Raw genomic sequence first — 11759 nt, 5'->3', positions numbered from 1 at the left:
CTGCGCCGGGGAGTTGAGCCGCACCGTCCCGCCCGGCGCCGTGGACTCGAGCCGTGGCGTCGCGCCCGGCGCCGTGGACTCGGCTGTCGTTTCCGGTGCCGCCGTCACGCGTGCCGACCGGGACGGTGGGCCGGGTCCGGCCACGGCTCGCGGACCGCCGCGGAGACGGCCCGGGCGGTGGTGAGGACGCAGCGGTCGAACTCCGCCTCGCCGTGCTTCGCGTCGGCGTCGGTCACGTCCCGGCCCCACACCCCGGTCTCGCTCACCTGGTCCATCCGGTAGTCCCAGAAGGAGTCCACGTCGACATGCGAGGTGGCCCGGTCCATCCGGACCAGCTCCGGCGCCAGATGCAGCATCACGGAGGTCTCGAAGAAGTTGGCGTGCATCAACGCCCGCCCGTAGGTGACGTGTCCGTCGACCTCGGGCCCCGGATACATCGTCACGTACCCCAACGCCCTGACCCTGGCGTCTCGGTGACGGACCCTCAGTTTCTCGGCGGAGACATCGAGCGCGCCGTTGTTCCAGATGTGTCCGTTGAGCAGGATGAACTGCCGTACCCCGGAGGCGTACAAGGAGTCGATGACGTCCTCCACCACGGCGATCATGGTCTCCGGGCGCAGCGCCACCGTCCCGGCGAAGCCGCCGTGGGACGCGGAAACCCCGAAGCTCAGGGGCGGCAGGACGGGCACGCCGGTCAGGGCGGAGACCCCCAGGGCGACGGCCTCACCGATCCGGGTGTCCACCGAGAGCGGAAGATGGGGGCCGTGCTGCTCGGTGGCGCCGACGGGGATGATGACGGCGTCCTGGGCGGCGGCGGTGGACTCGGCCTCCTGCCAGGTCAGCTCCTCCCACAGCACCGGGGAGCCGGTTCCGCCGAACCGGGCGGTGAGTTCGGGGACGTCGAGGCCAGTGGGTACGGTGCGTCCGTACGGCCCGGGAATGGTGGCGGGCATGGTTCTCCTCTGCTGGGGGCCGGTGGCGCTCACCACTGGCGACGGCTCTTCTCGGGCAGCAGGTCAAGGGCGCGCAGCGGGACGGGTTCGTCGTCACCGACCGTGGTGACCCACACGGTGGCGTCCGGGCAGTAGTCGCTGATCAGCTCGCGGCACACCCCGCACGGGGCGATGATCCGGAACCGGCCCGCCGGCTTGATCTGCACCGAGACCACCGAGGTGACGCTCAACGGCTCCCCGGCGGGCAGGGCGCCCCGGGCGGTTCCCATGGCCACCCCTTCGGCACAGATCGAACTGCGGCGGCAGGAGCCCTCCACATGGACACCGGTGTGCACCTTCCCGTCCGCCGTACGCAGCGCGGTCGCCACCTCATGACGGCCCGACTGCCAGACCCGGGTCAGCAACTCCTGGGCGGTGGCGAGGAGTTCGGCGTCCGCCGCGCTCATCGACAGCGGAGCGGCCACAGGCCGGACGTCCGTGGCGCTCATGCCGGCAGGCCAAGGAGCCGGGCCATGTTGCCGCCCTCGATCAGCGCCCGGTCCTTCTCGTCCTCGACCGCCTTCGCGATCTTCATGCGCTCCAGGTCGAAGTCCGAACCGGGCCACTCACTGCCCATCAGGATCTTCTCGGGCCCAAGGCGCGCGTAGGCGCGCTTCACATCGCTCATCAGGGTCGCCGACGTCTCCAGGTACACGTGCGGCTGCCGCTCGGCCACGATGATCGCCTCCGGCACGTTCCACACCGCCCCCATGTGCGCGATGACGGTGGGCACCTCCGGGTGGTCCCGGGCGATCTCCTCGATGGCCAGCGGCGCGCAGAACGCGTCGTCGAGCGCGTTGATCAGGACCAGCAGTCCGCGCCGGGCACAGGCCTCGAACACCGGATCCAGGAGCCCGTGGTCGGCGACGTGGTAGCCGTGCAGACTCGGGTGCAGCTTCAGCCCCACCAGGCCCGCGTCGGCCATCCGGTCGATCTCGTCGAGCGCGTCGTCGGCCTGCGGCATCACCTGCCCGAAGCCGAAGAACCGGTCCGGGTACGCGGCCACCAGCGAGGCGATGAAGTCGTTCTCGATGCGCTGGGCGAGCGAGCACACCATCGCCATGTCCACCCCCGCGGCGTCCATCCGGTCGAGGATGCGCCGCGGCTCGAAGGGTGTGTACGGCGGCGGGGCCTGGCCCTTGCGCGCTCCGGTCAGGTAGTCCGAGCGACCGCGGACGTCCTGCGTGGTGTTGTACGCGTCGATGATCAAAGCGTTTCGACCTCACTCACTGGACTCGGGGACCGGGTGGACTCACCGGTCACCAGGGGCAGATGGCAGCGGACGCTGCGCCCGGGCGCGATCTCGCGCAGCTCGGGCCTGCTGACACGGCACTCCTCCGTCGCGAAGGGGCACCGGGTACGGAACAGACAGCCCTCCGGCGGATTCGCCGGATCGGGCAACTCGCCCTCCAGGACCTGCTGTTCACGGGGTACTCCCGGCCTCAGGACGGGAACGGAGGACAGCAGAGCGCTGCTGTAGGGGTGCGCGGGCCCGGCGAAGAACGCGTCCCGGGAGGCGATCTCGACGATCTGGCCCAGATACATGACGGCGATCCGGTCGGCGATGTGCCGTACGACGCCCAGGTCGTGCGAGATGAACAGCATCGTCAGGCCCCGGTCCCGCACCAGGTCCGACAACAGGTTCAGCACCTGCGCCTGGATCGACACGTCCAGTGCCGAGACGGCCTCGTCGGCCACCACGAACTGCGGCGAGGAGGCGAGCGCCCGTGCGATGCCGATGCGCTGGCGCTGACCGCCGGAGAACTCGTGCGGCCTGCGCCCGCCGGCCTCGGCGCCGAGCCCGACCAGATCGAGCAGCTCGGCCACCGCCTTCGCGGCCTCGGCCCGGGAGGCACCGCGCGCCCGCAGCAGCGGTTCGGCGACGATGTCGGCGATCCTGCGCCGCGGATTGAGCGAACCGAACGGGTCCTGGAAGACCATCGCCAGCTCGGCCCGCGTACGGCGCAGCCGTCGTCCCCGTAGCCGGGTGAGATCCAGGCCGCCGAACTCGATCCGGCCCGAGGTGGGTTCGATCACCCGCAGCAGGGCCCTGCCCAGCGTGGACTTGCCGCACCCCGACTCGCCGACCAGGCCGAGGGTCTCACCCCGGAGGATGTCGAGGTCGACGTCGCGCAGCGCCCTCACGCGGCCACCGGCCCGGCCCGGGTACTCGACGCGCAGTGCGCGGGCCTTGATCAGCGCGGCGGTCATGCGCTGCCTCCCTGGGCGCGGGCCGTGGCACGGGCGGAGGCGGGCAGCGCGCAGGCGTCGAGATGCCCGTCGGCGCCGTGCCGCTGCCGCAGCTCCGGGCGCTCGGCGCACGCGGCGTGGACGAACGGACACCGGGGCGCGAACGCACAGCCGGGCGGGCGGTCCACACCGGTCAGCGGACTGCCCGGGATGGTGGGCAGCCGTCGCAGGACCGGACCGTCGATCGGCGGCACCGAGCCGAGCAGCCCCATCGTGTAAGGGTGCTGGGGGCGGAACAGCACGTCCTCCCGGGGCCCCTGCTCCACGATCCGCCCGGCGTACATGACGGCCACCCGGTCGGCGACCTCGGCCACGACTCCCAGATCATGGGTGATCAGGAGTACGGCGGTGCCGTGGTCGCGCTGGACCCGCTTGAGTACCGCGAGGACCTGGGCCTGGATCGTGACGTCGAGTGCGGTGGTGGGTTCGTCCGCGATCAGCAGGGCCGGGTCGTTGGCCAGGCCCATGGCGATCATCACGCGCTGCCGCATGCCGCCGGACAGCTGGTGCGGGTAGGCGCGCGCGGCGCGCTCCGGGCCTGCGATGCCGACCTCGCCGAGCAGTTCCACGGCACGGGCCGTCGCCTGCGCGCGCGGCACATCGCGATGCGCGCGGATCATCTCGGAGACCTGGGCGCCCGCCCGGTGCAGGGGGTTGAGAGCGGCCAGCGCGTCCTGGAAGACGACCGCGATCTCCTTGCCGCGCACACCGCGCAGTTCACGCTCCGAGGCCCCGATCAGGTCGCGGCCGCCGAAGTCCGCCGTGCCGCTGATGTGGGCGCGCGGGCCGCGGTTCAGCCCGACCAGACTCATCGCCAGGGCCGACTTGCCGGACCCCGACTCGCCCACCAGCGCCAGGACTTCGCCCTGCCGCAGGGTCAGATCCACGCCGTCCACGGCCGGCAGACGGCCGCCCCCGACCTCGAACCGGACGCGCAGGTCGCGGATTTCCAGCACGGGCGTGGGCCCGGGTGCGCTGGCTTCCGGCGTCTGCTCAAGAGTGGCGGTCACGAGTCGGTACCCACCGCGAGCGCCGCCGCGTGGATCAGGTCGGCGACGCGACGCGGCCACACGAGCGTCGTGTAGTGACTGCCCGGCACATGCTCGACGGTCGCCTTCATCCGCGCCGCCATGTCGTTCTGGATCTCCGGGCGCAGCGTGCGGTCGTCGTCGGCGACCAGGTACCAGCTGGGCAGGGTGCGCCAGGCCGGCGGACCGGACGGCTCGGTGAAGATCAGGTTCTCCGCCTTGCGGCCCTCCGCCTCGACAACGGCCCGCTGCTCGGCGGAGAGATCGGCGCCTATCTCGGCCCAGAACTCCTCGCTCGGCTCCGACTTCCACTCACCGTTCGGGCCGCGCCGCATGTACTTGGAGATCTCGGCCGGTTCGTACCGCTCGACGATCTCGTTGACGGTCTCGCCCTCGTCGGGACCGAACGCGGCGATGTACACAAGGCCCTTGACCCGCGGGTCGCGGCCGACGTTGCTGATGACCGCACCGCCGTAGGAGTGCCCGGCCAGCAGCACGGGACCCGACGTCTCCTCCAGGACGGACGCGGTGTTCGTGATGTCGTCCGACAGAGAGGTCATCGGGTTGGTGACGGTCGACAGCCGGTGGCCGAGGGCGGTCAGCAGGGGTGCCACCGCCGACCAGGTCGTCGGCCGTCCGCCGGCACCGTGGACCAGCACGATGTCCATACGGGTCATCCTTTCCGTAGCCGCGGGTCGAGGACCGTGTAGAGCAGGTCCACCGCGTGGTTGACCAGGGTGAACAGCAGGGCGATGGCGAGTGCCGCGCCCTGGACGACGGGGTAGTCGCGCTGGAGGACGCCCTGTACGAGGAGGCGGCCGACACCGGCGTACGAGAAGACCGTCTCGGTGATCACCGAACCGCCGAGCAGGGACCCGAACTGGAGCCCCAGGACGGTCACGATGGGCAGCCAGGAGTTGCGCAGCACGTGATGGCGGATCACCACGCCCTCGCTCAGGCCCTTCATCCGGGCGGTCCTGACGAAGTCGTCGTCCAGCACCTCCAGGACCGAGGCGCGCACGATCCGCGTGATGAACCCGGCCATCGACAGCGCGAGGGTGACGGCGGGCAGGATCAGATGCTGGATCCAGGGCCACACCAGCTCGGGGCGGTCCTGAAGGATCGCGTCGAGCAGCACGAAGTTGGTCGTCGGGTGGTAGTCGAGCGAACTGGGCAGCCTGCCCAGGACCGGCAGCCAGCGCAGCCAGACACCGAACACGACGATGCCGAGCACCCCGAGCGCGAACCAGGGCAGCGAGAAGCTCACCGTGGCCACGGCCCGGGTCGCCGTGTCGATCCAACGGCCCTTGCGCAGAGCGGCGATCACGCCTGTGACGACACCGAGCAGGACCGCGATGGTCATCGCCGCGAGCGTCAGCTCGATCGTCGCCGGGAGGGCGTCTCCGAGCAGCCCCAGAACGCTGTTGGACCCGAAGAACGAGGTGCCGAGCCGCAGGTGCACCAGATCGTCGAGGAAGGTGCCGTACTGGGTGAGCAGCGGCTGGTCGAGCCCGAGGGCCTGGTTGACGCGCTCCTCGTTCGCGGACACCTCGGCCGCGGACAGGCCGTTCCCGCCGCCCGCCGCGAGCGAGGTCGCCGGTGAGCCGGGCAGCAGGCGCATGGCGAGGAACACCAGGCTGGCCAGCGCGAACAGCACGACGGGGATGACGGCAAGACGTCGCAGGACCAGCATGGTGACGCCCGTGGCCCACTTGGGCATGTGCAGAAACGGGGCGGTGCTCGTGGAGGCGCTCATGCGGCCCCCCGCGGGTCGAGCGCGTCGCGCAGGTCGTCGCCGACGAAGTTGCAGGCGACGACGAACAACAGGGTGAACGCCGCGGGGAGGATGACCAGTCGGGGCGCGGAGTAGAGGAACTCCTGTCCCGCCTGGACCATGTATCCCCAGTCGGGCTGCGGCGGCTGGATGCCCAGGCCGAGATAGGACAGGCCGGCCGCGAAACCGGCCGCGACCGAGAGCGTCATGACGACCTGGGCGAGCATCGGTCCGGCGATGTTCGGCAGCAGTTCCCGCGCGAGGATGCGCGGGGTGCGGGTGCCGCCGAGCCGGCAGGCGACGACGTAGTCGCGGGCCGCCTCGCGTGCCGTCAGCGCGCGGGCCAGCCGGGCCAGGCCGGGTGCGAGCGAGACGCCGATGCCGAAGACCAGGCTGACCGTGCCGGGACCGGCCACCGCCACCAGCAGGATGACGAGCAGGATGGACGGGAAGGCGAGGGCCAGATCCACCAGGCGCATCAGGACCTGTTCGACGACACCGCCGGCGTACCCGGCGATGAGCCCGATCCCGGTGCCCGCGACGGCGGCCAGCGCGGTCGCCGCGAACGACACGAGCAGCAGCGGGCGGGCGCCGTGCACGAGCCGGGCCAGCTCGTCGCGGCCCAGGTCGTCCGTGCCGAGCGGATGACCCGAGGAGCCCAGGGGCAGCAGCGCCGAAGGGGTCTGACGCAGCGGGTCGGCCTGGACCAGGAGCGGGCCGACGGCCGCCACCAGGACCAGGGCGATCAGGACGAGCCAGGCGAGCACGGCAGGCCAGGACCGTGCCACCCGGCGACGACGCAGAGCGGCGAGGACGGCACGCCGTGCTGCGGGGGCCGGGGGCGGGGGTGGGACGGCCGCGGTCGGGACCGCGGTGTCAGACACTCGCTTTCTCCATGTAACAGCGGTGGTTGGACAGCGCACTGGTGTTCATGTTCTTCACGTTCGAGCCGCTCACCACGAGGTTGGCGAAGCAGGCCAGCATCGAGAGCACCATGTAGTCCTCCGCCCAGCGACGCTGGATCCTGGTGTAGGCGGCCGTGCGCTGCTTGCCGTTGGGGAGGTTCTTGGCCGTTTCCAGGTCCGCCGCGAGCGAGTCGACGCCGTCGAGGGTGTCCATGCCGGTGATCGTCGCGCCGTACAGCCCGGTGGGGCTGGCCATGGCGCCGACCATGTCGTTGGCGTCGGGGACGTAGGTGTTGCGCTCCCAGATCATCAGGTCGTGGTAGTCGTCGTCGCCGTCGAGGAGGCGGGTGAAGTAGGTGGCCGGGTCGACGGAGGTGGTGGCCACCTTGAACCCGACGTCGGTGAGGTTCTGGGCGACGATCTGCGCGGCCTTCGGGTGCCAGGAGTCGCTGGCCGCCATCAGCCGGATGGTCCGGCCCTCCGCGCCCGCCTCGGCGATGAGCTTCTTCGCCTGGGCGGTGTCCTGGGCGCTCAGGTCGGCGAGGCCGGCGTCGTAGTCGCTCTGCGCGGGCGGGATGGCGTATCCCCCGGGCAGGGCGCCGACGCCGTAGAACGCCTGGCTGAGGATGGCCTTGCGGTCGATGGCGAGGTTGATCGCCTTGCGGACCTTGAGCTCGGGGACGCGCCGGGCGTCGATCATCAGGATGGCGTTCGCGCTGTACGGCGTCTTGTAGACGGTCACCGAGTCGTCCTTGCGCAGCTGGGAGGCCGCCGAGTACGGGGTGAACTGGGTGGCCGATATGTCGCCGCTGAGCAGGGAACTGACGATGGTCGACGGGTCCTGGACCTGGCGCAGCACCAGCCGGTCGACGGGCGGTCTGCCGAGCCGGAAGCCGTCGAAGGCCTCCAGGGTGATGGACTGGCCGGAGGTGGCGGCGGAGAAGGCGAAAGGACCTGTGCCGACGAGGTGCTTGCCGATGTCGGCGCCGTACTTCTTCAGCGCGGCCTTGGAGATGATGCGGCCGCCGATGTCGGACAGCTGGCCGAGCGTCGTACGGTCCGGCTTCTTGAGGACCATCTTGACGGTGAGGTCGTCCGGGGCGGTCAGCGAGGCCACGTTCGCGCCGAGGTCGGACAGCGGCCGGGTGGCGCCCTTGGGAAGTGTCTTGTCGTTCTCGTCGAACTGCCTGCCCAGGCTGGCCAGCACGTCGGCGGAGGTCAGCGTGGTGCCGTCGTGGAACTTGACGCCCTCGCGCAGGGTGAAGGTGTAGGTCAGCTGGTCGCCGGAGATCTTCCAGCTCTTGGCCAGGTCGGGGGTCGGTTCGTTGGTCTCGAAGGAGATGAAGGTCAGGCCCCGGCAGATGCAGTCGACGGCCATCCAGTCGCCCAACGAGGTGTAGAACGCCGGGTCGTTGACGGCACTGGTGGCGTCGATGCCGAGCGTCAGGGTGCCGCCCTCGCCGCTTCCCCCGGCGTCGTCGGCCGCGGCACCGCAGGCGCTCAGCAGGGCGGGGAGCCCGAATCCGACTCCCACTCCGAGGAGCCCCGCACCGCGGAGCATGGTGCGGCGGGACACCGCGGTTGATCCATGTGACTGGTCCGGCTGGTCCGGCATGTGGCCCTCCTTGGGCACCGATCCTCAAAGAGTGGATCTCATATTAGCGAAATTGGATCCAATGTCATGCTCGGTGGTCGCAGATTCCTTCTTGTGTCCCACGCGTTAAAGGCGCGTGAACCGAGCTGTGAGAGCGCGCAGCCCGTCAGCGGTCGTGGCGGCGCATCAACTCCGGCCAGACCACGGGGTCATGACCGGGAACGAGTTCGTAGCCGCGTTCGGCGGCGATGCTCTTGAGCCGGCGGATGGGCTCCACCGTCCGCGCGGGATCGACCCCGATGGATGCGCCGATGGCCCGCTCGTGCTCGATGTTCTCGGTGAGGTCGGCGGCGTCGAAGGCGAACACGAAGCCGCCGCCGTCCGCGAGGTCCACCACGAAGCTCTGGTGTCCGGGTGTGTGCCCGGCGGTCAGTACGGCGGTCACCCCGGGGGCGATCTCCATGTCCCCGTCGGCCTGTTGCCAGTCGATACGGGGATCGTCGAAGTCGACCCGGAAGATCGAGTGGCGCTCCACCTCCGGCTGCCCCGAGAGTCCGTAGGCCAGCTCCGCGCGCTGCACATGCACCGGCACCCGGCCCGCGAAGTGCTTCAGCCCGCCCGCGTGGTCGGCGTGCAGATGGCTGACGGCGACCGCGTGGATCGAGTCCATCGCGATGCCGGCCGCGTCAAGGGCTTCCTCCAGGGGCTCGCCCGGGCCCGGCAGGATGGGCCGGTAGGCGGGGGAGGCGTAGAAGCGGCGTCGCAGCGCGGGGTCCCGGATCAGTGCCGTGTTGAACCCGGTGTCGAGCAGCAGCCAGCCGCCGTCGCACTCCAGGAGAACGGCGGGCACCGGTTCGCGCAGCCGCTCCTCGTACGGGGCGCCGTACACGGAAACCGACTTGGGGAGTTCCTCCCAGCCGAGCAGCAGCGGCACGATCCGCCGCACGCCCCGTAGTGTCACGTGTAACCCCTTGCTGGTAGAGAGGATCTAGCACCGGGAGAACCTCGACTTCAGGATCCATAATCTAGGTATCTGGATCCAAAAGTAGGTTGCGGGAAGGTAAAAACGCCCGCACACGGCAAACGCCTCCGTGCCCCGGGCGAGCGGGGGCACGGAGGCGAGCGACGACTACGACGAGGTCTGGCCGGTCACGTCGGAGATCCTCCACCGTTGGTTGGACCCGGAGTTCGGGGTCCACATCGTGACGGCGGATCCGTCGGCGGTGGCCTGGCCACCCACCTCGAGGAGCCCGCCGGTGGCGGCGTTGACCAGGGTCCAGGTGCCGTCCCCGGTCGTCGACGCGATCCACTGGACGGCCTTGTCGCACGGGCCGGTGTCCGCCTCCAATACCGGGGCGCCGTCACGAACCGCCAGGCGCTTCCCTTCCGCCGGGTTGGTGACCACGTACCGCTGCCGGTTGCCGGTGTCGCCGCCGATCGGGCGCAGTTGCCACTGCTGACCGGTGCCGGCCGCGTCCGCGCCCGCGGTCCTGATGACGAGCTTGGTGCCGTCGGCCGCCACGGTGAGCGCCTTGCCGCTCTGCACGCCGGTCAGCTCGTAGGTGTGGCCCTTCTGCAGCAGGGCGGCATCCTTTGCCACGCCGGACACGCCCTTGACGAGGAAGGAGGTCACGGACTGTGCGGGCACGGTGATGGTGGCCTGTCGGCCGGTGACCGCGACGGGGGCCTGCCGTGCGAGCTTGCCGTCGGCGCTCGTCACGACGGGCGTCACGGTGGCGTTGCGGGCGATGTGACCGAACTTGGACAGGTCGATCGTGACCGCGCGGGACTCGGTGGTGCTGTTGACGTGGACGACGGTCGCCGCGTTGCCCTTCTTGGCGACCGCGGCGGTACTGGAGGTGTCGTCGGTCTTGATCAGCCGGTCGCCCGGCTTGATGTAGTGCGTGAAGTTGCGGGCGGTGTCGAACTTCGTGTTGGTGTAGATCGGGCAGGTGGCCAGGGTGTCCGCGGAGGTGCAGCTGAACGACAGTTGGACGCTGCCCCAGTTGCCGCCCTTGGCCGACTCGCCGCCGGGCTTCATGTTGTCGTAGTCCTCGACGGGCTGCCAGAACACCCAGGCCTTGGGCTCCAGTTCGCGCAGGTCGTTGACCATCTGCTGGGCGAGGCCGAGGCCGGGCCGCATGTCCGTGAAGCTCTGCCCGTCGCCCCAGTCGCCCTCGACCTCGCTCATCCACAGCGGCTTGTCCGCCGCCTTGGCCAGGTCGCGCACGGTGGTGCGCTGGCCGGTGCCGTAGGTGTGGACGTTCATCTGGCCTACGAGATCGCGTACTTCCTGGGGGTAGGAGTTCCAGTTCTGTGCGAAGAGACTGGAGTTGGTCTCGTCCATCGCGGAAATCTCGGTGCCGGTCTTCGCCTTCTTCAGCGCGGGGTCCAGCGCGTCGATCACCTGCTGCTGGAGCGCGGGGCCGATGTGAGCCCCTTCCTGGCGGCCGCCGACGGGCTTGCCGTCGGCTCCCAGACGCGTGCTCCAGTAACCCGTGTTGGGTTCGTTGAACGGGTCGAGGGTGTCGACCTTGATGCCGTGCGCCTTCTCCAGCCGCTTGGTCGCGCCCGCGAGATAGGCGGCGAAGTCGTCGACGGAGTCGGCCTTGAGCTGGTCGGCGGTGGCGTTGAACCCGCCTGAGACGTAACCGCTGTTGGTCATGAACCAGGGCGGCGAGTTGCTGAACGTCTCCCAGTGGGTGATGTCCTTCTTGATCCGGTCCACCCACCAGCGCTGGGTGGCGTCGGCGTCCGGGTTCCAGTCGGCCGCGTCGTCCGCGCTCCACCAGTCGGTGTCCTCGCGGGTGGTGCCCTCAGGTGCCTGCCACCAGCCCTCGACCGCTCCGCCGGCGCGCAGGTAGTCCTGCACGTCGGGGGCGTTGCCGCCGCCTATGTTGTAGCGGGCGATGTTGAGGGCGAGGCCGTCGTCGCCGAAGAGCAGGTCGGCCAGCTTGTCCCGGATCTCCGGCGGGTAGTCGCCGGTGGCATTGGCGAACCAGACCAGGCTGGTGCCCCAGCCTTCGAAGCTCTCCGCCTTGTACGAAGGGTCGGGCTGGACGGTGACAGCTGCCGCCGTCACCGTCTCCGCGCTCGTCGGCGGAGCGGTGACCAGGGCTGCCCCAGTGGCCAGAGTGGTGACTGCGATGGTTCCCAGAAGCCGTCTTGTGCGGGTACGGCGTGCCAATGTGTGCTCCCAACTCATAGAAGGTCGCT

11 protein-coding genes are annotated in these 11759 nt (G+C 70.3%); all 11 read right to left on the bottom strand.

Annotated elements, in window-relative coordinates:
* Positions 1 to 104 precede the first annotated feature (104 nt).
* On the bottom strand, positions 105 to 953 hold the full coding sequence (locus OG219_RS06865; protein WP_266823917.1) for a creatininase family protein: 849 nt from the start codon (positions 951 to 953) through the stop codon (positions 105 to 107).
* A gap of 29 nt (positions 954 to 982) precedes the next feature.
* Positions 983 to 1441 carry a cytidine deaminase gene (locus tag OG219_RS06860; RefSeq protein WP_266823916.1) on the bottom strand — a complete coding sequence of 153 codons (459 nt, stop codon included), beginning with the start codon at positions 1439 to 1441 and terminating at the stop codon, positions 983 to 985.
* Positions 1438 to 2202, bottom strand: coding sequence for an amidohydrolase family protein (locus OG219_RS06855; protein WP_266823914.1), 765 nt, complete (start codon positions 2200 to 2202; stop codon positions 1438 to 1440). Before OG219_RS06855 ends, OG219_RS06860 begins: the two co-directional genes overlap by 4 nt.
* On the bottom strand, positions 2199 to 3203 hold the full coding sequence (locus tag OG219_RS06850; protein ID WP_266823913.1) for an ABC transporter ATP-binding protein: 1005 nt from the start codon (positions 3201 to 3203) through the stop codon (positions 2199 to 2201). Before OG219_RS06850 ends, OG219_RS06855 begins: the two co-directional genes overlap by 4 nt.
* Positions 3200 to 4252 carry an ABC transporter ATP-binding protein gene (locus tag OG219_RS06845; protein WP_266823912.1) on the bottom strand — a complete coding sequence of 351 codons (1053 nt, stop codon included), beginning with the start codon at positions 4250 to 4252 and terminating at the stop codon, positions 3200 to 3202. Before OG219_RS06845 ends, OG219_RS06850 begins: the two co-directional genes overlap by 4 nt.
* The gene (locus tag OG219_RS06840; RefSeq protein WP_266823911.1) at positions 4249 to 4938 is read right to left on the bottom strand and encodes an alpha/beta hydrolase; all 690 of its coding nucleotides are present in this window, start codon (positions 4936 to 4938) and stop codon (positions 4249 to 4251) included. The genes OG219_RS06845 and OG219_RS06840 overlap by 4 nt, the downstream gene beginning before the upstream one ends.
* A 5-nt stretch (positions 4939 to 4943) precedes the next feature.
* The gene (locus OG219_RS06835) at positions 4944 to 6026 is read right to left on the bottom strand and encodes an ABC transporter permease (protein WP_266823909.1); all 1083 of its coding nucleotides are present in this window, start codon (positions 6024 to 6026) and stop codon (positions 4944 to 4946) included.
* Positions 6023 to 6928 (bottom strand): ABC transporter permease, encoded by a 906-nt coding sequence (locus OG219_RS06830; RefSeq protein WP_266823907.1) that lies wholly within the window; start codon positions 6926 to 6928, stop codon positions 6023 to 6025. The genes OG219_RS06835 and OG219_RS06830 overlap by 4 nt, the downstream gene beginning before the upstream one ends.
* Positions 6921 to 8564: an ABC transporter substrate-binding protein gene (locus tag OG219_RS06825; RefSeq protein WP_266823905.1), complete on the bottom strand. Its 1644-nt coding sequence runs from the start codon at positions 8562 to 8564 to the stop codon at positions 6921 to 6923. The genes OG219_RS06830 and OG219_RS06825 overlap by 8 nt, the downstream gene beginning before the upstream one ends.
* A gap of 145 nt (positions 8565 to 8709) precedes the next feature.
* Complete coding sequence (locus OG219_RS06820; protein WP_266823903.1) at positions 8710 to 9504, bottom strand: N-acyl homoserine lactonase family protein; 795 nt, start codon at positions 9502 to 9504, stop codon at positions 8710 to 8712.
* 168 nt (positions 9505 to 9672) lie between these two features.
* Positions 9673 to 11730, bottom strand: coding sequence for a glycoside hydrolase (locus OG219_RS06815; protein ID WP_266823901.1), 2058 nt, complete (start codon positions 11728 to 11730; stop codon positions 9673 to 9675).
* Positions 11731 to 11759: the final 29 nt, after the last annotated feature.

Source organism: Streptomyces sp. NBC_00038 (genome assembly GCF_026343635.1).
Lineage (GTDB): Bacteria > Actinomycetota > Actinomycetes > Streptomycetales > Streptomycetaceae > Streptomyces.
The sequence above is the reverse complement of the archived record's forward strand: the minus strand, read 5'-3'. Positions and strand labels throughout refer to the sequence as shown.

Bases quoted from the DNA above. Each gene is read 5' to 3' on its own strand.
- OG219_RS06840 (WP_266823911.1), bottom strand. From the start codon at position 4,938: ATGGACATCGTGCTGGTCCACGGTGCCGGCGGACGGCCGACGACCTGG.
- OG219_RS06860 (WP_266823916.1), bottom strand. From the start codon at position 1,441: ATGAGCGCCACGGACGTCCGGCCTGTGGCCGCTCCGCTGTCGATGAGC.
- OG219_RS06835 (WP_266823909.1), bottom strand. From the start codon at position 6,026: ATGAGCGCCTCCACGAGCACCGCCCCGTTTCTGCACATGCCCAAGTGG.
- OG219_RS06850 (WP_266823913.1), bottom strand. From the start codon at position 3,203: ATGACCGCCGCGCTGATCAAGGCCCGCGCACTGCGCGTCGAGTACCCG.
- OG219_RS06865 (WP_266823917.1), bottom strand. From the start codon at position 953: ATGCCCGCCACCATTCCCGGGCCGTACGGACGCACCGTACCCACTGGC.
- OG219_RS06825 (WP_266823905.1), bottom strand. From the start codon at position 8,564: ATGCCGGACCAGCCGGACCAGTCACATGGATCAACCGCGGTGTCCCGC.